Below are 21,641 nucleotides of genomic sequence, written 5' to 3'. Positions count from 1 at the left end.
GGCAAATTCACCTCATCCTATTCAAAGCTACGGCGCATTGGCCCGCCGCGATGCATCCATCGCCATTGGGAAGGCGATCATGGCAAACGAAGGTGAACCCGCTCCGCTCCACCATCTCCTGCACCATGGAGGTAATGGTATAATTATACGACACGCCCCCGCTTATTCCTATGCTTCTTATCCCTCTTTCCCTCGCCTCTTCCACGGCAATTTCCACTAGGCCGCGCAGGACGGCCCTCACCAGGGAACGCGCTTTATCCTCTCTCCTCCCTGAGGATTCGACCATTGCCCGGAACATTTCCGCGCTCTTTATCACATCCCCTTCGCGCACCAAAGGTATTTCCACGCTCTCCTTGCCCCTCTCCAGCAGGGGCTCCAGCTTCATGGCCGGCTCGCCGTCATAAGTGCGATACTGACAAACCCCTAATTGATAGGAGATAGCGTCCAGCAACCTCCCCAGGGAGGTGCTCTTAGGTGACTTCGACATCATCTTGCGCAGCAGCTCAGTCTCATCCTCCTGAAACATCGTTGCCTCCAGGCCGGCCATCTCGCATAGGGCGAAGGCCAAGCGCTTGATATCATGCACTGCCCTTTCCCCGCCCAAAAGAGGCATCTCTTGCAGATGGCCCACCCTCTCGAACGAATCCAAGTTGGAGTAGAGAACCTCTCCTCCCCAGGCTACACCATCAGTGCCATAACCAGTGCCGTCCACGGCTAGCAGCACCAATTCCTCCAGGGAGGAATCGAGCATCAGAGCCGCCGCGTGCGCGTGATGGTGCTGCACCTCCACGACCTCTGCCTCAAACCTCTCTGCCAACCTCCTTCCCAGGCGGCGCGTGGAGTAGCCAGGGTGAAGATCCACGGCCACGGCTTGGACTTTATTCACATCCAGGAGCCGCATCTGATAGGATAGCGCTGACTCCATGAACTCCAGCACGCCGTAGGAGGAGCCATCGCCTATGTATTGAGTGGGGTATAGCCTGCCCTCATGCGCCAAGGCACCTGCGAGATGCTCTTGCGCCCCCATGCCCAGCGCCGTGCCTTTGAAAGGCATCTCCAAGCTTGTCGGTATATGGCCCCGGGAGCGCCTGAGGAAAAAGGTGTGCCCTTTGTAGACACGAAGCACCGAATCGTCGCATCTATTGATGATAGCGCGGTCGTGCATCAAATAGCAATCCGCTCCTAGCGAAAGGGCATCCTCGTCCCTCAGCACCATAGGCTCCCCCGGGACGTTGGCTGAGGTCATGATCAGAGCATCCTCTTCCAGATAGGAGAAGAGCAGGTTTTGCATCTCGGTGTAGGGAAGGAAGATTCCGATGTTGCTTAAACCCGGCGAGATCAGGTCCGCGAAGGGGCCAGGACGTTTTGGGACCAGCACGATAGGGCGGTGGGAGGAGAGCATCTGCTCCTTCTCTTCTTGGTTGGGGGAAGAGTAGCGCAGCGCCGCCTCCAGGTCCCTTACCATGACCGCGAAAGGCTTCTCTGGCCTGCGATACCAGAGCCTTAGTCGAGGAAGCGTCTCTAGAGTGCAGCAGATATGCATCCCTCCCCATCCCTTGCATACGCCTATTCGTCCTTGATGCAGCAAACGGGCGAAGGTGGGGATGGGCTCGCCCTCCATGCGCCTTCCTCGCCAGTCTAGAAGGTAGAAGGATGGACCGCAAAAAGGGCAAGAGATGGTCTGATGATGGAACCTGCGGTCAGAAGGGTCCTCGTACTCCCTCCTGCATTGTGAGCACATAGGGAAGGCCCTCATGGATGTCTTCTCACGATCGTAGGGAAGGTCCTCAATAATGGAGAATCTGGCCCCGCAGTCGGTGCAATTGGTGAAAGGGTATAGGTAGCGTCGGCCTGAGGGTGAGAGCATCTCCTCCCGGCAGCGGTCGCACATGGCCACATCATTTGGTATCCCCACGCCCTTCGCCCCTGCTTGGCTCGGAACTATGCGGAAGCCAGGCCCCAATTCCTCTGCCGGTTTTCCGGGGACTATCTCCACCTGCTCTAGCTTAGCCAAGGGTGGGAGTTGCTCCCTCAGGCGCCGCAGCAGCTCCTCCACGTCCCGATCGACCTCTATTACCACATTCGATCCGTTATTCTGGACATAGCCGTTGAGGCCAAGGGATGAGGCTATGCGATGTACCGCCGGTCGAAAGCCCACTCCTTGCACCACACCTCTAACCACGATCTTCATGGGAGCGGGCAATCCAACATACCCTGGCTATAAAATCGTTTGTCTTTTTGTACCGCCAGTCCCTGAATGTGCTCCCTATCCTAAGCGCATATATGGCTTGAAGGGGGTGATACTCAAGGCTGCAGGGTAATGCTTGCGCTACCTGTCGAACCTCGCTTGGCCAATTCTCTCTCGATGAAGGGCCGGTAGTTGCGAGAGCAGCAGCGGCCAGCAGGGTTGGTTATCTTGCACTGTCCTCCGCCTCCTATCCCTGTGGCCTTTTTCACTTCCTCAAGCGTCCTCGCGCCACATTCGATGGCTTTGATAACATCCTCCTCCGTGACCTGCTTGCAATAGCATAGCGGTCGGGGAGGAGTCTTCTCCTTGAAAGTCACTCTGGTCTTTACATCCTTCTTCTTCAGGACTCGGCCTGATGAATTGAAGTAGATTACCTCACAACCGGGGTTTTCGCAATAGAACCATTTATCATCGCTTAAGGGCCAACACTCCTCTCGAACGTGGTTCGCCACCGTGATCCTTTCTACCTCTAATCCCTCGTTTTGGCAAATCATGCATAAAGCCATTGGCATCGTATTCATTCTTTGATTGGTTAAACTTTTCTCTTTGCCTCCAGCAGCCCTAGCCAATTCAATGGTCTGAAAAAGCTCTTTCGGTTCCTGGCACCGCCGTTCTCAGAAAATTGACCCCTTAAGCTCAAGCCGCTGCCTTAAATGATATCACCGAGGAGAAAATCGTGCGAAGTGGAAACCTATATGTCTGCCAAGAGAATACGTCCAGGAGGAGACAATATGAGCCTCATCCCAGAAGAACTGCGCTACACTAAGGAACACGAATGGCTGAAGGTCGAGGGAGGCAAGGCACGCGTGGGCATAACAGATCATGCCCAAGCGGAGCTGACAGAGATAGTTTATGTGGAGCTGCCTAAGGTGGGGAAGCAGGTCAGAAAGGGCGAGACCTTGGGCGTGGTGGAGAGCGTGAAAACTGTATCCGAGATATACTCCCCGGTCAGCGGAGAGGTGGTGGAGGTCAACTCTCGGTTGGAGGAGAAACCGCAGCTGATCAATGAAAGTCCTTACGAGAAAGGGTGGTTTGCCCTCTTGAAGCTCTCTGATCCATCCGAGGTCGAAGGTCTCCTGACCCCCTCGGCTTACAAGCAGCATATAGGAGAATGAACCCCAACTTTTCTATCCCATCCCGCGCTGGACTGGCCCTGAATCTAGCAATAGCCAGGGCGGCCGGAAGCCCACATCCCTGGCGCTTCAGGTCTCCGGAACTCAAAGGATTGGGCGGTGAAGGCATCATCCTCTCCATCCATCTCAATCGAGTCCACGCATCTTGAAGGAATGTCGCCATCGTGATCATAGCATCAGATTTAAGTCCTATGCGCTCAAGTATCATCTCCATGGGTATGAGTAAGACTCTTCGAGTGGGGGACAAAGCGCCGACCTTCATCCTGCCAGATCAGGACGGGAACATGGTGGACCTAGGTCAGATAATAGGGAGAAAGGCTGTGGTCCTCTATTTCTATCCTAAGGACTTCACTTCCGGCTGCACCATGGAGGCACGGGAGTTCCGAGATATGCATGAGCAATTCCAGAAGGAGGGAGCGGAGGTCATAGGGGTGAGCGCGGACGATGTGGCCACGCACAAGCAGTTCGCCTTGGAGCACGAGCTGCCTTTCAAGCTGCTATCGGATACGGAGAACAAGGTGCGGGATATGTATGGGGCCTGGGGACTGGCGCACACTCCTGGAAGGGTGACTTTCCTGATAGATAAGCAGGGCGTCATCCGCATGGTCTTCTCCTCCCAGATGCAGCCGCGGAAGCACATAGAAGAGGGTCTGCGCACCTTACGGGAAATCAATGCCCAAAACCCCTAAGATCATCTCTCGATGATGATTAGACCGATATGCTCCGCGTTCAAGGGCAGCAGGGTTACCTCCAAAGGGGTAGAGCCATGGCCACTCTTCTTCACTGTCAGGATGTTTATGCTGCGCCCTCTCCTCAGGGCTTCGCGCGCCAATGCATCCAGGTCATGGCTAAGTAAGGTGGAGCAGTCCTTCAGGGTGGAAAAGCCCTCCCCCTCGTTCCCGAATAGCAGTCGCGCGGCCGCCGGATTCCACACCACTGGATGTATGGATCCCTTGCCGGCAGAGAAGTGCCAGATCATGATGCCGTTCTCACAGGCATCTATCATGGCTGCCATGAGGGTGCGGAGCAGCTCCGCCTGTCCTCGCCTCTCCAGCTCGAGTTTTGCCGCCTTATGTAGCCTGGAGAGCGCCAGTGCCGCCGCTGCGTTGGAGGCCAACGGTTCGAGGAAGCGAAGATGCTTCTCGCAGAAATACTGTTCCAGGCGGGACATCACTTGAAGGACGCCTATCACTTCACCCTCATACCTCAAAGGAAGCAGCACACAGGATCGTAGTCTGTTGGCGTGCCCACCTGTCTCCTCAATAAGCTTCAGCACCCCCTCATCCAAGAGGCCACCGCCCCTTCTACGCATGATATCCAGATCAGGGATGATGATTGGCTGACTGGAATGGATCACTTGGCTCTGCATGCACTCCCTATTCTCAAGGATGGTGGATGGACTGAAATGTGAGCGATCCAATCTGTGCCCATCCAAGATAGCGGCCTCGGTCATGAACGTCTTGGTCGAGGGATCATAGGAGGACAGGATGATCATGTCCGCTTCAAGCACCCTGTGAACCGCCTCGTACATTATGTCGCCTATCGACTCCAGATCAGTAACGCCCATGAGCTTGCCCGTAGCCTTGAATAGCGTCTCTAGCTCTCGATTGCTCCTCTCCAGTTCCGACTCTGCCCTCATCTGCTTAGTGAGCTGCTCCACGGCGTGCCTCAGCTCCATGAAGAGAGAGCGCACATCCCCTCCTTTCTGAATGTAGCGATTCGCCCCCAAATTAAGAGCCTCTATGGCCACCTCCTCACGTCCCTTCCCAGTGAAGAGTATGAACGGCACCCTTTCGCCATTTTCCCTCAGGACTTTAAGCACCTGAATGCCATTCATCTCAGGCATTTGATAGTCGCATACAATAACATCGTAGCTCTTGTTGGAGAGGGCCGAGAACGCATCATAGACCACATCGAAAACATCCACCTTGAGGCTCCCATCCATCTCTAAGAACTCTTTGGCCAGCTCAAGCATGGGTCTTTCGTCGTCTATGTAGGCTGCTTGGATCGTGGCCATACTTCCCCTCTCCCTTGCGCCCCCTCCATGAGGGAAAGAACGAAACGTTCTTCAAAATTATAGGGCGATTATATATTAAATATTCGTCTGCTTCGCTCTAGGCACCTGCAGCTTCCAAGGCGTTAGGGCACTCGCACCTCTCCCTCTCCACCGGTATCTTAGGTAAGGCAGAACAGAGCAGGACCTTTATCCGATGCATGTTCTCGGACATGGTCTTGAGGATGGTGTCCACATCCACTGGCCTTTCTGCCCAAACGTCATAATCGGTTATCATGGCCAAGGAGAGGTAGCACATCTCCAGCTCTCGGGCGAGCTGCGCCTCTGGGCATAGGGTCATGCCTATCACGTCGGCAAAGGCCCTGAACATGCGCGACTCAGCTCGGGTCGAGAACCGAGGCCCTTCGATGCACACGTATGTGCCCTTCTTATGATGAGGTATCCTCTTGCGCTTGGCCTCACCTATGAATATCTCTCGCAGCTCGGAGCAAAAGGGATCGGCGGTGGAGACGTGGATGGTCCGCGCACCATCATAGTAGGTATAGGCCCGATTCTTGGTGAAATCGATAAACTGGTCAAGTATAGCTATCTGCCCTGGCTTGTATTCTTGCTGCAGCGAGCCGACGGCACAGGGGGAGATTATCCTCTCCACGCCCAGCTCCTTCATGGCCCACAGGTTGGCACGACTGTTCACCTTATGTGGCGGCAGCACATGACCACGGCCGTGGCGGGGCAAGAAGGCCACATCCACCCCCTCTATTTCGCCGATTCTTATCTCATCCGAGGGCGGACCATAGGGCGTGCCCATCTTGATCGATTCCTTGAGTTTGAACATATCTGGGTCATCCACACCCGTGCCGGCGATAATGCCTATCCGTGCTTTCGGCCTCATATATTGGCCATAATAGGTAGCGGATAAAAAATCATTGTTATGAGGCAGGGCCCTTTCCCCCTTGAAAAAGGTTTGCGGGGCAGAAGGCAAAAACATCTCATCCTGTTACATCGCACGATATTGCCTTGGCTGCGATCTTTCTGCGAGGGGGAGGGTAACAATTGAAGATTCATCGCTTTTCGAAGATTCAATGCCATTAGTTTTATTATTCATACCGCATCCTCTTTCAATTCTATGACGCACCATAAGACGGAAGTGAACCCCATAATGGCCTGCAGGGGCTTCCCTGCGTTCCCAGTAGCATTAGTCGGAGTGGGCAACGCCAGGGAATGCGTGGAGTGCAATGTCATGACCGTTGTACTGGTGCACATATTCTCCTTCGATCCGCCTGTGATAGGCATTGGAATATCTCCTTGCCGCTATACCTATGACCTCCTGAACAAATATGATGACTTCACCGTCAACATTCCTGGTAAGGAGCTGGTGGAAGAGGCTCTTTTCTGCGGACAGAAGTGCGGCCGTGAGGTGAACAAGTTCGAGGAGTGCGGCTTCACTATCATTCCAGGGAAGAAAGTATCGGCTCCCATCGTGGAAGAATGCCTGGTTAACCTGGAGTGCAGGAAGCGTCAGGTGTTCGATGCTGGGGACCACTACTGGTTCCTGGGGGATGTAGTACACGCCCAGGTCATGGATGGCGACATCCGAGAGCGGGCCCTGATGTATTGGGGAGGGGAGTTCCGGCTCATAGGCAATTGCATCAGGAAGCGATGAAGTCGTAGGATAAGATGAGAATCTTCCTCTGGGGCCGATTCCCTAGAAGCTTTATTTAATAGGTTCAGCACATAGTTCTGCAGGTGGATAAAATGGTCGCTGAGCCAGAGAGGATAGATTTGGAGCAGTCGGAAGCTATCGCCGCGCTGCCCCCAGCACCAGTGATGTTGGTGTGTTCGGGTTCGAAAGAGGAGGATTGGAATGTGACCACTATCGGGATGTTCAATGTCTTCTCGCTGTTCCCTATAGTGGTGGGGATAGGAATCAAAACCTCCAGGAACATGTACCGCCTAATCGCGGATTCTGAGGACTTCACCATAAACGTGCCCACGGCTGAGCTTCTCCAAGCAGTGGAAATATGCGGCAGGGAAGCGGGTGCCAGGAAGAACAAGTTCAAGGAGGCAGGTCTCACGCCGCAGAAAGGAAGGAGGGTGGCCTCGCCCATAGTCAAGGAATGCCCTCTGAACATTGAGGTGAAGAAGCTCTCTTCAGGGAAGAAGAAGACCATGTATTCGGTGCATCAGGGGGAGATGGATATAGGGGACCATACCTGGTTCTTAGGGCAGATAGTCCACACTGACATGGTAAAGGATTACGACCGCACCAAGGCCCTCCTGTTCTGGGACGGAGAGTACCGGCTGGCTGAGAAATGCCTCAAGGGCAAGGAGGAATGAGGTTCGAGCCGTTCCTGCTGGAGGAATGGCTTCTGCGGTGCCGCGGCGCCTGCATAGACATGGATAGATCGGGTGCACCAGAGCCTTATGAAGAAGGCTTCCGACCAAAGGTGAACGATTGGGAGATAGATGAGTTCGAGGCGGAGGAACGTCTCTACGAAGCCATCTCCAGAGCTTATGGCGCGGAGCGTTCGAAGATAGCCCTAACCCCAGGAGCGCAGGCGGCGAATTACGCTTTGTACGAGTCCTGCTTCTCCCGCAAGGACATGGGGCTCATTGAGGAGCCGACATATGCCCCTATGCGCGCCTGCACGAAAGCATTCTTCAGCGCCTTCGGGATGGTGCCGCGGAAGAAGGAGAACGACTTCTCACCGGATATTGAGGTTCTGGAAAGGGATCTTAAGAAAGGGGCAAAGGTCGTCTCTTTGACCAATCTGCACAATCCCAGTGGAAAGAGGATTGACGATGAGGAAATGAGAGCGATCATCGAAGTAGCGGAGGAGCAAGAAGCCTTCGTGCTTGTCGATGAGGTTTACCGCGAGATGTGCTATTCTCGCCCCCCCAGGTCTGCCTTTCTTCTAGGCGATAATTGCGTGATTACCAATGGCATGTCCAAGCTTTTCGGCCTAGGGAAGCTGCGCGTGGGCTGGCTCATCGGACCGGAGGAAGTGGCGAAAAGGGTGAACGAATCCCGCCTATATTCCTCCTGGCGTCTACCATCGCGCTCCATGGAGATAGCCATTGCAGCCCTGGAGCGCAAAGATTGGTTCCGCGAGCGCGTGCTGAGGATATCCAGCAGGAACCTCCCTTTGATCAGGGATTGGGCTGAGGATTCAGGTCTGGAGATCACCGAGCCCGATGGCGGTCTACATCTGCTACTGCATCTTCCAGCAGGCCTGGATGACGAGGTCTTCGCCCAACGACTGTTGCGCCATCGTTCCACTGCGGTCTGCCCGGGCAGGTATTTCGGGATACCAGGGAGTGTAAGGATGACCTTCAGCTTGGAAGGGCAAGAGCTTAGCCAAGGTCTGGAGAACATCCTTCATGTGCTCCGCTCCTCGGATTCTAGGAGCTAGGCTCCTTGGCGCGCCTGTATGAGCCAAAAACCTTCACGAAAGAGGCCTTGGTGACCAGCTCGGTGAGGGCATCCCTTACCTGCGGTTCAGAGACATGGCCGTCGATGTCCACATAGAACACGTATTCCCACGTCCTTCCCCTCCTAGGCCGAGATTCCAATTTGCTGAGGTTCACGCCACGCTCAGCGAACACCCCTATGCACTTGTAAAGGGCTCCAGGGATATTCTTGGTGCTGAAGGCGAGTGAAGTCTTGTCTCCTTCGGAGGGAAAGGATGCGCTCTTCTCCAGCACGAAGAAGCGAGTGAAGTTCCGCTGACCGCTTTGGATGTCCTCGGCCAGTATCTTCATGCCATAGGTGGAGGCAGCCCGGCGCGAGGCGATGGCCGCTTCTTCCTTCAAGCCCCTTTCTTTGATCATCTTCACGCTGCCAGCGGTATCGTATGCGGGCACCTTCTCCCATTCGGGATGAGAGGTCAGGTAGTTCCTGCACTGCCCTAGGGCCTGGGGATGCGAGTACACCCTGCGTATGTCCTGCAGGGTTGCTTGAGGGTGGCCTATGAGGCAATGGCGCACCCAGATCAGGATCTCGCCAGTTACGGTGAGATCACTGTCCAGGAGCAGGTCGGAGACGGTGGTCACGCTCCCTTCCAAAGAGTTCTCCACAGGCACTACGGCATGTGTGACTTCTCCCGTCTCCACCTTGCGAAAGACCTCTTCGAACTCGCTACAGGGCACGGTCTCCACCTCATTGTGGAAATACGAATGCACCGCGTCCTCGCTGTATGCTCCCCTCACACCCTGAAAGGCTACCTTCCTTTTCGCGCTCATAATACATCTTGTGCCAATGTCTTCCGCTTAGAAAAGGCATGCGCTGAAAACCTGCGACGGCAAAGGAAGGAGATTTTTCAAAAGTCTGAACGGCATAATGAAATAGAATAAATATTACCAATAAATTACAATAGTTGGATGATACATCCAACTTAAATCGAAGCATAGTATCATCCAGGGCCGGCCGTCATGATCCTGCCGCCCAGAGCCAAACTTGATTCCACCTCCTTATCTCAGGCTCCAACGGGGTCAGCGGCTTCTCCTGACAAGGCGGTCGGCCCTCTACGTCAAGTCAATGATGGACCCTTGAGCTGAAGGGTTCGGCGCTCTCCCCAGCTTCGCCTCACCCCCCGAAGAACTCCTTGTGGATCGCCCTCGTGGTCCTTTCCAGGTCCTTCCGGTCTACGGTGAAATGGTACGCCACCAGCGAGGCACCAGCAGAGATCATGTTCACGCTCACGCCTTCCCGGGCCACGGCGGTGAAGACGCGAGCCGCGATGCCTTTCTCGTACCCCAACCCCTCTCCTACTACGCACAAGAGGGCGATGTCGTCCACCGTCTCTATCCTCTCTATCACCCCTCTTTTCGAGGCCTCCAGCGCCTTTTGCGCCATGGCCAGGTCGTTCTTGGAGATGAGGAAGGCCACACAGGTCTGAGAGGTGGCGGCGGAATAGATGTTAACGTCCGCCTCGGTGAGCTTGCTGGATATCTCCGAGATGACGCCTGTCTTATAGCCCGCTCCTGCACCGTAGATCTTGATGATGGCCATGTTCTTCATGAAGGAAATGGACTTTATGCCCTGGGCCTTCTGCACCCCCGAGGGCTTGATGGCCGTGCCTCTCAGTTCAGGCTTGAAGACGTTCTTGACATAGATGGTTATGTTCTTCATGCGCGCCGGTTCCACCGTGCGGGGATGCAATACCTGTGCCCCAAAGTAGGATAGCTCGGCGGCCTCGTCGTAGGACAAAGTGTCCAAAGGCACCGCCTCTTTTACGATCTTAGGGTCCACGGACATGAAGCCGTCGACATCCTTCCATATCTCCAAAGAATCGGCGTTCAGGGCGTTGGCGATAACCGCTGCAGAGTAATCGGAGCCGTTGCGTCCGAAGATGGTCACATGTCCCTCGGGAGTACGGCCGAAGAACCCCGTGACCACAGGGGTCTCGCCCCTGTCGAACATGTGGCGGATGCGGGGGCAGATGTTCTTGGCCGTGGCATCGAGCAACGCGCTCGCTCCTCCATATACACCGTCAGTGATTATGCCCAGCTCGTCGGCATCGATGGCCACCGCCTTAACTCCCATGTCCTGCAAGGTCGCGGCCACCAAAACCACGGAAAGTCTCTCTCCCAATGATTGGATTATATCCTTGGTCCTAGGCGTCAGCTCTTCCAGATAGACGAAGCCGTACAGCGCCCGCTCTAGGCGGGTGAGCTTGTCCTTGATCTTGGCGCAGGCCTCCTTTCTTATCGTTTCCGATGAGACGCTGTCCCTAAGAAGAGAGATGTGCTTTTCTTCCATCCCTTTTATGAAGGCCTCGATCTCGTCCTCCTTGCGCAGCTGCCCCATGAATTGAATGAGCTCCTCCGTCACCCCGGACAGGGCGGACACCACCACCACCTTCAGCTCCTCGTCCGCGGCTATGATGCGGCACACCCGCTTCATGGCCTCTCCGCTTTTGAGCGAAGACCCTCCGAACTTCATCACCTTCATGACCTTGCCCTCCTGACCAATTCTTTCGGTGTGATTTGCACCGCCTTCCTGGCCTCCTCTTCTGGCAGGCCGGCGGCGCGCGCTATCATGAGCGCCCCTTCCTGGTCGATCAGGTCGGAGGGGGAATGGGCGTCGGTGTTTATCACCATCATGGCTCCGGCTTTCATGGCCATGAGGGCCACGTGGCCGTTGGTGGGATTGTGTGAGCGCCGGGCGGTGATCTCCAAGGCCACCCCGTTCCTCTCCGCCAATTCGGCCTCCTCCTGGGTTATGAATCCGGGATGCGCCAATATGTCCACCTCTGGGTTGGATACGGCTGCCAGGTTAGTGCCCTTCTCCACCGGCTCGCTTACCGTCTCGCCATGTATGACGATGATCTCCGCTCCCCTCCTCCTAGCTTCCTTGACCACCCTGTCTATCTGCCTAGCCGGGACATGCGTTATCTCCACCCCCACTAGGAGGTCCAGGCCATAATCCGAGGCCAGCTCCACGTCTCTCCGGGCTTCTGTTATCAATCTCTCCAGATTGGAGAGGGAGGCATGGTCGGTTACCGCTAGGGCGCTATGTCCCTTCACCGCCGCACGCCTGGCCAATTCGATGGGGATGAGCTCTCCGTCGGAGAGGAGGGTGTGGGTGTGGAGATCGATCCTCATCTCACTTCCTCCTCTGCCACAACACGCGGTACACCCCTTCCATATCCACACCCTTTCCCTCCAACACCACCATCAGATGATATATGAGGTCCGCCACCTCCCGGTGCTGCGCCTCTTGGTCCTGCGACTTGCAGGCCAAGGCCACCTCCGCTGCTTCCTCTACCACCTTCTTGAGCATCTTGTCCTCGTTGGCGAGTAAGGAGTTGGTGTAGCTGCCCTCCTTCGGACTTTCCTTCCTCTCCTTTATTACCCTCTGCAGCTCGGGGATTATGGCGGAAGTGCCCTCCAGCTCGCCGTATACCAGATCCTGGAAGCAGCTAGGGCGCTGCAAATGGCACGCCACACCCGTCTGTCTCACGCGCACCAGCAAGCAGTCGCGGTCGCAATCGACCTGCATGGAAACTATGTCCTGCACATGTCCTGAGGTCTCTCCCTTCATCCACAGCTTTCCCCGGGAGCGAGAATAGAAATGAGTGCGTCCGGTCTGCAGCATCTTCTCGTAGGCCTCGCGATTGGCGTAGGCCATCATCAGGACCTCTGAGGTCAGGGCATCCTGGACTATGACGGGTATGAGTCCCTTCTCATCGAACTTGAGCTCCGTCATCTCACCCTCACTCCCCTCTCCCGCAAATAGCTCTTCACCTGGCCCACCGTGAGCTCGCCATAGTGGAATATGGAGGCGGCCAAAGCTGCCTCCGCCTTAGTGCATTTGAGCACTTGGAATATGTGCTCGGCGCTGCCACATCCCCCTGAGGCTATCACGGGGATGTCCACGGCCTCCGCCACCTTCTCCGTCAAAGGGATGTCATATCCATCCTTGGTGCCGTCAGCGTCCATGCTCGTGAGCAGTATCTCCCCTGCCCCCAGCTCCTGCGCCCTCACCGCCCACTCGATGGCATCCAGCTCGGTTCGCTTCCTGCCCCCGTGGGTGTAGACCTTCCAGCTAGACCCCTCGCGCTTGGCATCGATGGCCACCACCACGCATTGGCTGCCAAAGTCCTCGGCGCACTCCCTGATGACCTCCGGTCGCTGGACGGCTATGGTGTTGATCGATACTTTATCCGCCCCTGCATTTAGGGCGGTGCGCATGTCCTCCCGGCTGCGTATCCCTCCTCCCACCGTCAGGGGGATGAAGAGGCGCTCGGCGGTCTTCTCCACCACGTGCATCAGGGTCTTGCGTCCTTCGGCCGAGGCCGAAATGTCCAAGAAGACTATCTCATCCGCTCCCTGGGCTTCATAGGCGGCGGCCATCTCGGGAGGGTCGCCCACCTCCTGCAGATTCATGAAGTTGACTCCTTTGACCGTCACCCCGTCCTTGACATCCAAACAGGGTATGATGCGCTTGGTCAGCATCAGCTCCTCCTCACTTTGGGCTGGGATTTGGTGGAAAGCAAGCGATCCCTGGGCCTCAATGCGCTCCTCAGCGCCAAGCCTAGGGCCTTCACGCTCGCCTCTACCAGGTGGTGCTCGTCGAACCCCCGTATCCTGACCACGTGCAAGGTCATCCCCGAGGACATGGCCAATGAGCGCAGGAAATGATGGTATAAGGCATTGGGGCATTCGATATCCACATAGGGTCTGTCGATCAGATCCAAGGCCACGGTGATCAAAGCGTCATCCATGGGGACGGTAGCCGAGGCTATGCGCTCTATCGGTCCTTCTCCTATGGACTCCTTCAGGGCCATGCCCAATACTATGGCCACATCCTCCAGGAGATGATGCTCGTTGTCCCCCTTCCCTTTCACCCTAAGATCCCAAGAGGCGTACTTGGCCAGGGACTCCAGCATGTGGCGTAGGAACTGGTCCTCTAGCTCTACCTCGGCCTTGCCCTTCCCATCTATGTTGAGCTCGATTCTTATCTCGGTTTCCCTGGTCTTGCGCTCCACAATGGACTCGCGCTTCATCTTCCTCTCCTCCAGATATCCGCGGGATCGATCCGCTTGGTATAGAGAGCGATGCCGGCCACGGCCGCCCCCACTCCCAGAGACTCCAAAGCCTTGATGTCATCCAGGTCCTTTATGCCCCCCGAGGCGATCACCTTGTGCGGGCAGCGCTCCACGAAGCTACGCACCTCCTTGGCATTTATTCCTTGTGCCCTCCCCTCCACGTCCACATCGGTGTGCAGCACCGCTGCCAGAGGAAGCGGGCGAATAAGCTCGAATATCTGCTCCAGGGCGATTCGCGCGGATTCCTGCCATCCCTTGACCTGCAACTGCCCTTTGGCCACGTCCAAAGCTAGCACGATCTTCCCTGGGTGGCGTTGGGCGATCTCCCGCAGCCAATTGGGGTCCGAGATGGCCCTGGTCCCCACTATCACTCTGGCCGCTCCCCATTCGAGGTACTGGTCCACGATGGCGGTGGAGCGCACTCCCCCTCCGATCTGCATCGGTATCCTCAGGGACTGAAGCATCTTTCTTATGATATGGGGATTGCCACCCTTGCCGAATGCGCCATCTAGGTCTATCACATGGATCATGGGCGCGCCCTTCCTTTCCCAATCCAGGGCCACCTCCACTGGATCGGGCAGCACGATCTGCTCCGTGCCGGGCTTGCCTCCCACCAGCTGGACCACCCTCCCCTCTAATATATCAACCGCGGGAAGCACCATCATAGGCAAGCCTCCGCGAAATCAACGAAGTTGCGCAAGAACCTCATGCCTGAGAGGGAGGACTTTTCGGGGTGGAACTGCGTACCATAGGTGTTACCCTTAAGGAATAGGGTAGGCACCTGGCCGAAGTAGTCCGTGCTTCCTATGGTAATGTCCTCACTAGGCATGCCGTGATATGAATGCGCGAAGTAGAAGTAGGGAGAGGGGATGCCATCCATTATGCGGTCCTCGCTCCGCACCGAGTTCCATCCCATGTGCGGCACCCGCTCCGCCTTGAGCCTGACCACCTTTCCCTTATAGAATCCCAATCCAGGCGAGCCCCCCTCTTGGCTGGACTCGAACAGGATCTGCATGCCTATGCAGATGCCCAGGCAAGGGGTGGCGTCCTCCAGCCTCTCCAGAAGCCTATCTCTCACCGGAAGCAGGCGCTCCATGGCCTTGTCGAACGCTCCCACCCCTGGGAGCACGATGCACTCCGCTCCTAGCAGCTCCTCCATGTCTCTAACGATGTAGGGCTTGGCCCCGCATATCTCCAAGGCCTTGCGTATGGAATGCAGATTCCCCACCCCGTAGTCGGCAATGGCCATGCTCACTGGCATTCGCGCAACACCTCCTCCAGCTTGCTGAGCAGCAGATCGTTCATCCATGCGGTGCCGATGGTGGTGCGCACGCAGTTTTCCAATCTCCTCCTGTCCCCGAAGTCGCGGATCATGACGCCTTTCCTGGCTAGCGATTCCACCAGCTCCCGGTGGTCGACATCCCCTCGGAAGAGGATGAAATTGGCCTCACTGGGGAAGGCGTGGAAGCCGAGAGCGGTCAATCCATGTTCCAGCTGCCTTCTCCCTTGGTTCACCACCTCCACGCTGCGCCTCAGGAAATCCTGGTCCTTCAATGCCTTGATGGCCACGGCCTCGGAGACGCGATTCAAGGAATAAGGTATCTTGACTCGCTGCATCACTCCCGCCAACTCGGGGTTGGAAACGGCGTATCCTATGCGCATGCCCGCCAAGGCATATGCCTTGGAGAAGGTGCGGGTGACTATGACGTTCTCGTAATCCTCCACTCGAGGTATGAAGGATTTGCCGGCGAATTCACCATAGGCTTCATCCACCACCACTATCCTCTCCGGCACGCTCTCGATGAGAGCTTCTATGTCATCATTGCGGAAGGTGTTCGAAGTGGGATTGTTAGGGTTGCAGAGCAACAGCACTTTGCCTCCCGCGCGGTTCAGAGCATCCACATCCAATTGGAAGTCCTCTGTTAGATCAATGAATACAGGTCTGCCCGCGTTCACCTTGACGAAGAATGAATGTAAGGAATAGCCAGGGTAGGGGAGCACCACGCTCTCTCCTGGCTCCACAAAGCTCTTGAATATTATGTCCAGGGCCTCATCCGAGCCATTGCCCACCACGAAGTCCTCAGGCGGGAGATGGTAAAGCTCCCCCAAAGCCGACCTCAGGGCGTCGGAATAGGGCGAAGGGTATTGATTCAGGTCCATCTCCATGCATTCGCGCAGCGCTTCCCTGGCCGCAGGGTTGGCGCCTAAGGGATTGGTGGAAGTGTCCATGCGCAGCCCGGAGACCTTGGGATTGTAGTAAAGCGGTATGTCACGCACCGTAGACCTCTGCCATTCCTCTCTCAGCGGATCACCTCAGGGGACCATGCGATCTATAGGGACGATGAGTATTCCTGTAGCCCCTAGCCTTTTCAGTCGGGTGATAGCCTCATAGGCCTTGTCCTTGTCTATGACCACGTGCACCGCCACCACATCATCCCGCCCGGCGATGTTCATCACCGTGGGGCCCGCTATCCCAGGGAAGTACTTGCGCACCGCTTCCAATGATTTCACCGGCACGTCCGCCATGAGGTACTTCTTGTTGGCCGCGTTCTCCACGCTCTCTATGGCCGAGACCAGCTCCTCGATCTCATCCCTCTTCCTCTGGTAAGATTCCGGGTTGACTATGACCACGGCGTTGGAGCGCGCGATCACCGCCACCTCCTTCAAGTGATTGACCTTCAGGGTCGAGCCCGAGGATACCAGGTCCACGATGAGGTCGGCCACTCCAATGTGAGGAGTTACCTCCGCTGCACCCGATATGGTGGTTATCTCCACCTTCTTCCCTTGCTTCTCAAAGTATTTGCGCGTCATGCTAGGGAAGGAGGTGGCGACCACCGAGCCGTCCTTTATGTCCTCCACTTTTTCTATCCCTGAGGATTCAGGTGCGGCGACGGAGAGCCTACAATGCCCAAAGTTGAGGTCATACACGGTCTTGACATCCAATCCAGCTTCGAGTACAAGGTCCTTGCCTGTGATCCCCACATCCACCGCTCCCTTGGCCACGAAGCTCACGATGTCAGAGGCGCGCACAAACATCACCGCCACGTCTCGCGCCTTGACGTTGGCGAAGAGCTTCCGTTCCTCCGAGTCCTCGATCTCCAGGCCTGCCTGCCTCAGAATCTGCACCGAGCGTTCGCTCAGCCTTCCCTTATTCGGCACGGCCAATCGCAGCGTCAATATCTCACCTTGACAACAGGAGACGCAATGACCAATGCATACTTAAAATCAACTAATAGAAACCAAAAGACTGGATTAGGCAAACAGATTCAAGAAATTAAGGGGCGCGGCCCGACGGAAGAGGGGGGGGGGGGAAGGTTTAGGGAGATAGGAGGAAAGCTTTCCCGCGAGCGCGCCCTGTTCCTTCAATCGCACCTGGTTCCTATCGGCTTCTCGCTTTCTTTCGAGGGTGAAGAGGTCAAGGCATCGTAATCGTAGCTCTCCACGCTGCCATCGATCATATCCAGCTTGACCCGCACCTTGTTCTTCTCCAGCAGTATCATGCCATTCTTGATCTTCGCCTTATAGAGGCTCACGCGCTTGCCCTTCTGCGTCAGCCCCCGGTCCACGCAATATAGAAGTCCCGCCTTTTCCAACGAGCGGATCCTCCGGTAGCACGCCGCTATGGGTATCCCCAGCTTCTCACTCAGCTCGTTGACGCTCTTGGGGAGTCCCATGGTCGCCACCAGTACCTTGATGGAGTATTCCTCGGTCAGCAGACTTGAAGTTTCCAAAGCTTGCATCTTGGAATCCCTCGCTTATAGCATTGAGCCGCGTGCTTAATATTTAAGATATCAGAGTTGAGAATCAATTTTGATACGAGTGATTATTATAAATCCAGACGTTCAATCTTGCTATCTCAAGAGACGAAATTTCTCATTATCGATAGGGGTAACATAGCTAGCGGCCGCAAGGGATATCATGCTCTCATATGATGAGGTGGCGATGGCTGACGTCGAACGCTGCCCTTGGAGGTATGACGACCTACTGCGCAAGTATCACGATGAGGAATGGGGCACGCCCGTCCATGATGACCAGGAGCTGTTCGAGCACCTCACCCTGGACTGCATGCAGGCAGGTCTGAGCTGGATAACCATTCTGCGCAAGCGGGAGGCCTTTCGACAGGCCTTCGGGGGCTTTCGCGTAGAGAGGGTGGCGGAGTTTAGCCAGGCTGAGATCGAAGAGCTTCTCGCCAACCCCAGGATAGTGCGCAACCGTCTGAAGATCCAGGCCACGGTGAACAACGCCAGGTGCGTCCTGAAAATGTGGGAGCGAGGGGAGAGCTTGGGGGAGTTCCTCTGGTCCTTCGTGGGAGGGAAGACGCGGCATAATCATTGGCGATCTTTGCAGGACGTGCCCGCTGAGACACCTGAATCCCGGGCCATGAGTTCCGCTCTCAAGGCCCGGGGATTCAGCTTCGTAGGCCCCACCGTATGCTACGCTTTCATGCAGGCCGTGGGCATGGTCAATGACCATCTGGTCAGTTGCTTCCGCCACCGCGAGCTCATCGGGCTTTGAATCATGACTGTGGCTGAGCGATCCCAACCCCCACTCATCCTTCTGATAGTGGTTTTTTGGTCAAGGGCAGGCTTTGCACCTTCATCGATTGAACTCCGACAGAGTAGAGCGAATTTAAAAGCCGGGGAATAGTATAGACAAGGAAATTCCTTGACGACCAGCATCCGCAATTATTAGAAAGTTAGTGATGCTAATGGAAGAAACCTCCCGTTTCCCCCACCCGCGCTACATAATCTAATAGCTTCTCTAATAGCTTCATATTATAGGTCTCGAAACCTCCTTCAGGTCGACCTTCGTCAGGACCAAGGGGGGGAGATCTCCTTTGCATGCCATCCTTTCCCCTATGATGAGGAGCGCGCCCCTTACGCCTGGGATCCGAGCCACGAGCTCCACCGCCCTCCTCATGCTCTTCTCCTCCGCCGACTTCGCCTCGTTCCCCAGGCGAGTGGCGCAGGCGTCCGCCAAGGCCGCGTCCTCCGCCACCACCACTGCCGCGTCCGCCATTCCGAATGATATGGAGGGTCCTACCGTTCCCGAGGAGGTGCAGACCGAGACATGCCTCTCATCCCCAGGGAAGCGCATGCCCAACCCGTTCCATCTCGACTCACCTGCGTATATCCCCACCACTGCCTCCTCAGAGAGGAACATGGCAATGTCGCCGCCATTGTCTACTATGGCATGCCTGGCTCCTGCCTCCACCATGCTTCTAACCGCCTCCTGAGCTATGGCCCCTGCGACCGCTGCCATGGGCCCCACTCCGGCCAGGGCTGAGGCCACGCTCATCCTCCTCACTATCTCAGGAGCGTTCGCAGGTGCTTCATATGGCTCCAGGGTGTCACGGAAGAAAGGGTCTTGGGATATGAAGCGCAGGATATCCTCCCGACAGCGGAAAATAGATTCCTTGGCCAAAGGCAGGAAACGCTCCTCGGCCAAGATGGTCACGGCGGTCTCGCCCAGCTGGAAGCGCTCTCGCACCTGGTCGGCGGTCACTGCTTTACCTTTGCCTTCTTCCTCTTCCTGAGGATGTTGAAGACGATGAAGAAAATGAAGCCATACACTCCTATGGCACCGCCCAGCGCCACGATGATGCCGTTCTCGCTCCCGGGGGTTTCATGCTCTTCCTCATGCCCTCCCCCCTCCTCAGCCGCGAGCGCGGGCGAGGCGAGGAACAGCATCGCAACAGAAACCAGGCACAGGATCAGGGCGAAGGATAGCAGCTTGGTGCGCATATCGACAAACCTCTCTTCAAGGCAGTGCAGGGGGCATCGCTGAAGTCCGATAATAAATTTATCACTTTCCTGACCTGAGGGGATACTCAAGGTCAGATGTTCCATGACAAAGCAGGTCAGAGTCGGCGCATTGGCTGCCTGAAAGGGCATGTCGTGTTGAATGCCCTGATTATGACAGCCTTTTAGAGGGCGCCTTATCTTCGATCGCCCAACGATCCAGTCCGCTGTGGACAGGAAAAGTCATCAAAGCTCGCTCCTAGATGCGCCGAGAATGGAAGTCCGGGTCACCCGCATTTTTCTGAGGACGCTTCATAAGTAAAACCTGGAAGCTCTATGGCCCGCAGCGATGAATGCTCACACCTGAGCTCTCAGCCTTATGGCTCCCGGAGGACAGGCGTCCACGCACATGCCGCAGGCGATGCACTTCTCATTCAGGAAGGATACCTTGAACGTCTTCCCGTCCATGACGAAGGCTCTCACCGGGCAGATGGAGATGCAGGCTCCGCAATGGGTGCAGCGGGCCTCGTCCTTGCGTATGTACTCTTTAAGCTCCTGCACCTGGACGTGTGAGGCTTCCAGATAGCGTACCGCTCTCTCTATCTGCATGCCGCTGCCTTCCAGGACGATCATCAGCCTTCCACCCGACTCATCCACCTCGGCGCGGAGGATGTTAACCATAAGATCGAATTCCTTCACCAGTCTATAGGTTATCGGCTCCGAGACGTTCTCTGGAGTGAAGGTGAGCAGGTACTTGCGCACAGCCATCAGGAAACCTCCTCGCGCGAGCGCATGTCCAATCTCCTCATGCTCCTTTCCTCGGGCAGTGATGCCACCTTCTCGGTCAGCAGGAACTCCCCTTTCTGAATCCAATCCTTAAGCGTCTCGGCTATCTGCCTGGCCTTGGCATAGGAGGAGAGGGAGGAGGTCCGCACCCTCTTGCCCGATATCTCGATGCTGCCCGAGCGCAGCTCGGCGTAGGAAACCTCGTGTATGGGAAGACGATCGCGCGAGGCCACGGCGTAGTCCAAAACAGGGGCGAAGATCTCCTCGTCCCTGACCGCGGCGGAACGCATCAGATCCTCGTCCAATATGGGAATGGGCACGCCTATGCCCACTCCCAAGGTGGTGCCATATTTATGATAGGTAAGGGCGCGAACGAATTCCGTGCTCATCTCTCTAAGATCGCCTATGACCGCCAGGGTGCGCGAAGCTCCTATGGGCACCCCGTTCCTTTCAGGCGTGGTGGTACGGTATTGTGTACCTTCCCAGGCTACGTAGCCCTGCGCCCCTCCCAGGAAGATGCGCGTGCCTATGCCGATGGTGCGCAGGTGAGGGTCCTTCAGGAGAGGCGAGAGCTGTCCCGCGCTGGAATAGGTGGCGTTTCCGAACTTGGGCAGCAGCTTGCCCATATAGGTGAACAAGGTGCGCTCTGAAGAATTGGTCGCCACCCCGTAATTCTGGTAGGCGTTGCGGGGGTTGAACATGTAAGCCTGATTCACCGTCATCAACGAGATGTAGGTGTCAATCTCCTTGCGCGGATAGCAATCGGTTCCGTAGGAGATGGCCCTCAATCTCACTGGCCTACGGGCGATAAGATCCTCGATGACATGCGCTCCGCCATACTCCATATTGCCATCCTCGCGCAGTTCGGTGGCGCCTATATAGGCATCCACGGCCGCTATGCCAGTATAGGCAGGCACGTCGTTCAGCCACACCTTGGTCATCTTTATCGGGGGCTCCGAGTGCCCGAAGTTTATGAAGGCACCAGAAGAGCACATGGCCCCGAAGGTGCCGGTGGTGACCACGTCCACCTCCTTGGTGGCCTTGGCCACCCCCTCCCGTTGCACCAGCTCGATCGCCTCCTCCGCGGTCATGACCACCGCGTCTCCCTTCTTGATCTTCTGGTTTATCTCCTCGTAAGTGCGCTTCATCTTGCCGCCCCGGTCCCAT

General features: G+C 56.2%; 26 protein-coding genes. 7 read left to right on the top strand and 19 right to left on the bottom strand.

The window, feature by feature from the left end; genetic code table 11:
• Window positions 1–7 precede the first annotated feature (7 nt).
• Together hypF and QW520_00360 are read right to left on the bottom strand one after the other, a co-directional pair.
• Window positions 8–2,191, bottom strand: a complete 2,184-nt coding sequence (gene hypF, locus QW520_00365) for a carbamoyltransferase HypF (GenBank protein ID MEM0448265.1) — start codon at window positions 2,189–2,191, stop codon at window positions 8–10.
• A 113-nt stretch (window positions 2,192–2,304) separates the two neighbouring features.
• On the bottom strand, window positions 2,305–2,754 hold the full coding sequence (locus tag QW520_00360; protein ID MEM0448264.1) for a (2Fe-2S)-binding protein: 450 nt from the start codon (window positions 2,752–2,754) through the stop codon (window positions 2,305–2,307).
• 225 nt (window positions 2,755–2,979) lie between these two features.
• On the opposite strand from QW520_00360, the gene gcvH reads away from it, so the two are divergent.
• From gcvH to QW520_00345, 3 genes are all read left to right on the top strand, one after another.
• Window positions 2,980–3,363, top strand: a complete 384-nt coding sequence (gene gcvH / locus QW520_00355; GenBank protein ID MEM0448263.1) for a glycine cleavage system protein GcvH — start codon at window positions 2,980–2,982, stop codon at window positions 3,361–3,363.
• The gene (locus tag QW520_00350) at window positions 3,360–3,530 is read left to right on the top strand and encodes a hypothetical protein (protein MEM0448262.1); all 171 of its coding nucleotides are present in this window, start codon (window positions 3,360–3,362) and stop codon (window positions 3,528–3,530) included. Before gcvH ends, QW520_00350 begins: the two co-directional genes overlap by 4 nt.
• A gap of 63 nt (window positions 3,531–3,593) precedes the next feature.
• The gene (locus tag QW520_00345) at window positions 3,594–4,070 is read left to right on the top strand and encodes a peroxiredoxin (GenBank protein MEM0448261.1); all 477 of its coding nucleotides are present in this window, start codon (window positions 3,594–3,596) and stop codon (window positions 4,068–4,070) included.
• Window positions 4,071–4,072: 2 nt separating this feature from the next.
• On the opposite strand, the gene QW520_00340 is transcribed toward QW520_00345, so the two are convergent.
• Together QW520_00340 and QW520_00335 are read right to left on the bottom strand one after the other, a co-directional pair.
• Complete coding sequence (locus tag QW520_00340) at window positions 4,073–5,398, bottom strand: response regulator (protein ID MEM0448260.1); 1,326 nt, start codon at window positions 5,396–5,398, stop codon at window positions 4,073–4,075.
• Window positions 5,399–5,495: 97 nt separating this feature from the next.
• Window positions 5,496–6,287 carry an S-methyl-5'-thioadenosine phosphorylase gene (locus QW520_00335; GenBank protein MEM0448259.1) on the bottom strand — a complete coding sequence of 264 codons (792 nt, stop codon included), beginning with the start codon at window positions 6,285–6,287 and terminating at the stop codon, window positions 5,496–5,498.
• 234 nt (window positions 6,288–6,521) lie between these two features.
• Here QW520_00335 and QW520_00330 point away from each other — a divergent pair, with 234 nt between their 5' ends.
• From QW520_00330 to QW520_00320, 3 genes are all read left to right on the top strand, one after another.
• A complete protein-coding gene (locus tag QW520_00330) occupies window positions 6,522–7,058 on the top strand; it encodes a flavin reductase family protein (protein ID MEM0448258.1) in 537 nt (178 codons plus the stop codon).
• 92 nt (window positions 7,059–7,150) lie between these two features.
• Window positions 7,151–7,732 (top strand): flavin reductase family protein, encoded by a 582-nt coding sequence (locus QW520_00325; protein MEM0448257.1) that lies wholly within the window; start codon window positions 7,151–7,153, stop codon window positions 7,730–7,732.
• Window positions 7,729–8,808 carry a pyridoxal phosphate-dependent aminotransferase gene (locus tag QW520_00320; GenBank protein MEM0448256.1) on the top strand — a complete coding sequence of 360 codons (1,080 nt, stop codon included), beginning with the start codon at window positions 7,729–7,731 and terminating at the stop codon, window positions 8,806–8,808. The genes QW520_00325 and QW520_00320 overlap by 4 nt, the downstream gene beginning before the upstream one ends.
• Here the strand turns inward: QW520_00320 and pheA are convergent.
• The 11 genes from pheA to QW520_00265 form a co-directional block, all read right to left on the bottom strand.
• A complete protein-coding gene (gene pheA / locus QW520_00315; protein MEM0448255.1) occupies window positions 8,798–9,637 on the bottom strand; it encodes a prephenate dehydratase in 840 nt (279 codons plus the stop codon). The genes QW520_00320 and pheA overlap by 11 nt on opposite strands.
• A gap of 343 nt (window positions 9,638–9,980) precedes the next feature.
• Window positions 9,981–11,348 (bottom strand): aspartate kinase, encoded by a 1,368-nt coding sequence (locus QW520_00310; GenBank protein ID MEM0448254.1) that lies wholly within the window; start codon window positions 11,346–11,348, stop codon window positions 9,981–9,983.
• Window positions 11,345–12,001 (bottom strand): histidinol phosphate phosphatase domain-containing protein, encoded by a 657-nt coding sequence (locus QW520_00305; GenBank protein MEM0448253.1) that lies wholly within the window; start codon window positions 11,999–12,001, stop codon window positions 11,345–11,347. The genes QW520_00310 and QW520_00305 overlap by 4 nt, the downstream gene beginning before the upstream one ends.
• A 1-nt stretch (window position 12,002) precedes the next feature.
• Window positions 12,003–12,605 carry a bifunctional phosphoribosyl-AMP cyclohydrolase/phosphoribosyl-ATP diphosphatase HisIE gene (gene hisIE, locus QW520_00300; protein ID MEM0448252.1) on the bottom strand — a complete coding sequence of 201 codons (603 nt, stop codon included), beginning with the start codon at window positions 12,603–12,605 and terminating at the stop codon, window positions 12,003–12,005.
• The gene (gene hisF / locus QW520_00295; protein MEM0448251.1) at window positions 12,602–13,354 is read right to left on the bottom strand and encodes an imidazole glycerol phosphate synthase subunit HisF; all 753 of its coding nucleotides are present in this window, start codon (window positions 13,352–13,354) and stop codon (window positions 12,602–12,604) included. The genes hisIE and hisF overlap by 4 nt, the downstream gene beginning before the upstream one ends.
• Complete coding sequence (locus QW520_00290) at window positions 13,354–13,905, bottom strand: imidazoleglycerol-phosphate dehydratase (GenBank protein MEM0448250.1); 552 nt, start codon at window positions 13,903–13,905, stop codon at window positions 13,354–13,356. The genes hisF and QW520_00290 overlap by 1 nt, the downstream gene beginning before the upstream one ends.
• On the bottom strand, window positions 13,902–14,612 hold the full coding sequence (locus QW520_00285; protein MEM0448249.1) for a 1-(5-phosphoribosyl)-5-[(5-phosphoribosylamino)methylideneamino] imidazole-4-carboxamide isomerase: 711 nt from the start codon (window positions 14,610–14,612) through the stop codon (window positions 13,902–13,904). Before QW520_00285 ends, QW520_00290 begins: the two co-directional genes overlap by 4 nt.
• Window positions 14,609–15,208, bottom strand: a complete 600-nt coding sequence (hisH, locus tag QW520_00280; protein ID MEM0448248.1) for an imidazole glycerol phosphate synthase subunit HisH — start codon at window positions 15,206–15,208, stop codon at window positions 14,609–14,611. The genes QW520_00285 and hisH overlap by 4 nt, the downstream gene beginning before the upstream one ends.
• On the bottom strand, window positions 15,199–16,224 hold the full coding sequence (hisC, locus tag QW520_00275; protein ID MEM0448247.1) for a histidinol-phosphate transaminase: 1,026 nt from the start codon (window positions 16,222–16,224) through the stop codon (window positions 15,199–15,201). The genes hisH and hisC overlap by 10 nt, the downstream gene beginning before the upstream one ends.
• Window positions 16,225–16,260: 36 nt before the next feature.
• Window positions 16,261–17,124: an ATP phosphoribosyltransferase gene (hisG, locus tag QW520_00270; GenBank protein ID MEM0448246.1), complete on the bottom strand. Its 864-nt coding sequence runs from the start codon at window positions 17,122–17,124 to the stop codon at window positions 16,261–16,263.
• A 185-nt stretch (window positions 17,125–17,309) separates the two neighbouring features.
• Window positions 17,310–17,687, bottom strand: a complete 378-nt coding sequence (locus tag QW520_00265) for a winged helix-turn-helix domain-containing protein (GenBank protein MEM0448245.1) — start codon at window positions 17,685–17,687, stop codon at window positions 17,310–17,312.
• A 202-nt stretch (window positions 17,688–17,889) separates the two neighbouring features.
• Here QW520_00265 and QW520_00260 point away from each other — a divergent pair, with 202 nt between their 5' ends.
• Window positions 17,890–18,462, top strand: a complete 573-nt coding sequence (locus QW520_00260; GenBank protein MEM0448244.1) for a DNA-3-methyladenine glycosylase I — start codon at window positions 17,890–17,892, stop codon at window positions 18,460–18,462.
• A 255-nt stretch (window positions 18,463–18,717) separates the two neighbouring features.
• Here QW520_00260 and QW520_00255 read toward each other — a convergent pair whose 3' ends face one another.
• The 4 genes from QW520_00255 to QW520_00240 all read right to left on the bottom strand — a co-directional run bounded on the left by QW520_00255 (window position 18,718) and on the right by QW520_00240 (window position 21,622).
• Complete coding sequence (locus tag QW520_00255; GenBank protein MEM0448243.1) at window positions 18,718–19,452, bottom strand: UPF0280 family protein; 735 nt, start codon at window positions 19,450–19,452, stop codon at window positions 18,718–18,720.
• Window positions 19,449–19,841: a hypothetical protein gene (locus tag QW520_00250; protein ID MEM0448242.1), complete on the bottom strand. Its 393-nt coding sequence runs from the start codon at window positions 19,839–19,841 to the stop codon at window positions 19,449–19,451. The genes QW520_00255 and QW520_00250 overlap by 4 nt, the downstream gene beginning before the upstream one ends.
• Before the next feature lie 204 nt (window positions 19,842–20,045).
• Window positions 20,046–20,456, bottom strand: a complete 411-nt coding sequence (locus QW520_00245) for a 4Fe-4S dicluster domain-containing protein (protein MEM0448241.1) — start codon at window positions 20,454–20,456, stop codon at window positions 20,046–20,048.
• Complete coding sequence (locus QW520_00240) at window positions 20,456–21,622, bottom strand: homocysteine biosynthesis protein (GenBank protein ID MEM0448240.1); 1,167 nt, start codon at window positions 21,620–21,622, stop codon at window positions 20,456–20,458. The genes QW520_00245 and QW520_00240 overlap by 1 nt, the downstream gene beginning before the upstream one ends.
• Window positions 21,623–21,641: the final 19 nt, after the last annotated feature.

It is taken from the genome of Methanomassiliicoccales archaeon (assembly GCA_038740345.1).
Classification (GTDB): Archaea; Thermoplasmatota; Thermoplasmata; order Methanomassiliicoccales; family UBA472; genus JAJRAN01.
Note: the sequence above shows the minus strand (reverse complement) of the source record. Positions and strands in the feature narration are given on the sequence as shown.

What these genes read in the sequence shown, in the direction of transcription:
- hisH (MEM0448248.1), bottom strand. Translation starts at nt 15,208, where the DNA reads ATGCCAGTGAGCATGGCCATTGCCGACTACGGGGTGGGGAATCTGCAT.
- QW520_00240 (MEM0448240.1), bottom strand. Translation starts at nt 21,622, where the DNA reads ATGAAGCGCACTTACGAGGAGATAAACCAGAAGATCAAGAAGGGAGAC.
- QW520_00245 (MEM0448241.1), bottom strand. Translation starts at nt 20,456, where the DNA reads ATGGCTGTGCGCAAGTACCTGCTCACCTTCACTCCAGAGAACGTCTCG.
- QW520_00325 (MEM0448257.1), top strand. Translation starts at nt 7,151, where the DNA reads ATGGTCGCTGAGCCAGAGAGGATAGATTTGGAGCAGTCGGAAGCTATC.
- QW520_00290 (MEM0448250.1), bottom strand. Translation starts at nt 13,905, where the DNA reads ATGAAGCGCGAGTCCATTGTGGAGCGCAAGACCAGGGAAACCGAGATA.
- QW520_00345 (MEM0448261.1), top strand. Translation starts at nt 3,594, where the DNA reads ATGGGTATGAGTAAGACTCTTCGAGTGGGGGACAAAGCGCCGACCTTC.
- hisIE (MEM0448252.1), bottom strand. Translation starts at nt 12,605, where the DNA reads ATGACGGAGCTCAAGTTCGATGAGAAGGGACTCATACCCGTCATAGTC.
- QW520_00330 (MEM0448258.1), top strand. Translation starts at nt 6,522, where the DNA reads ATGACGCACCATAAGACGGAAGTGAACCCCATAATGGCCTGCAGGGGC.
- hisF (MEM0448251.1), bottom strand. Translation starts at nt 13,354, where the DNA reads ATGCTGACCAAGCGCATCATACCCTGTTTGGATGTCAAGGACGGGGTG.
- QW520_00350 (MEM0448262.1), top strand. Translation starts at nt 3,360, where the DNA reads ATGAACCCCAACTTTTCTATCCCATCCCGCGCTGGACTGGCCCTGAAT.
- QW520_00265 (MEM0448245.1), bottom strand. Translation starts at nt 17,687, where the DNA reads ATGCAAGCTTTGGAAACTTCAAGTCTGCTGACCGAGGAATACTCCATC.
- QW520_00360 (MEM0448264.1), bottom strand. Translation starts at nt 2,754, where the DNA reads ATGGCTTTATGCATGATTTGCCAAAACGAGGGATTAGAGGTAGAAAGG.
- pheA (MEM0448255.1), bottom strand. Translation starts at nt 9,637, where the DNA reads ATGAGCGCGAAAAGGAAGGTAGCCTTTCAGGGTGTGAGGGGAGCATAC.
- QW520_00335 (MEM0448259.1), bottom strand. Translation starts at nt 6,287, where the DNA reads ATGAGGCCGAAAGCACGGATAGGCATTATCGCCGGCACGGGTGTGGAT.
- QW520_00320 (MEM0448256.1), top strand. Translation starts at nt 7,729, where the DNA reads ATGAGGTTCGAGCCGTTCCTGCTGGAGGAATGGCTTCTGCGGTGCCGC.
- hypF (MEM0448265.1), bottom strand. Translation starts at nt 2,191, where the DNA reads ATGAAGATCGTGGTTAGAGGTGTGGTGCAAGGAGTGGGCTTTCGACCG.
- QW520_00310 (MEM0448254.1), bottom strand. Translation starts at nt 11,348, where the DNA reads ATGAAGGTGATGAAGTTCGGAGGGTCTTCGCTCAAAAGCGGAGAGGCC.
- QW520_00305 (MEM0448253.1), bottom strand. Translation starts at nt 12,001, where the DNA reads ATGAGGATCGATCTCCACACCCACACCCTCCTCTCCGACGGAGAGCTC.
- QW520_00250 (MEM0448242.1), bottom strand. Translation starts at nt 19,841, where the DNA reads ATGCCCTTTCAGGCAGCCAATGCGCCGACTCTGACCTGCTTTGTCATG.
- gcvH (MEM0448263.1), top strand. Translation starts at nt 2,980, where the DNA reads ATGAGCCTCATCCCAGAAGAACTGCGCTACACTAAGGAACACGAATGG.
- QW520_00340 (MEM0448260.1), bottom strand. Translation starts at nt 5,398, where the DNA reads ATGGCCACGATCCAAGCAGCCTACATAGACGACGAAAGACCCATGCTT.
- QW520_00285 (MEM0448249.1), bottom strand. Translation starts at nt 14,612, where the DNA reads ATGATGGTGCTTCCCGCGGTTGATATATTAGAGGGGAGGGTGGTCCAG.
- QW520_00260 (MEM0448244.1), top strand. Translation starts at nt 17,890, where the DNA reads ATGGCTGACGTCGAACGCTGCCCTTGGAGGTATGACGACCTACTGCGC.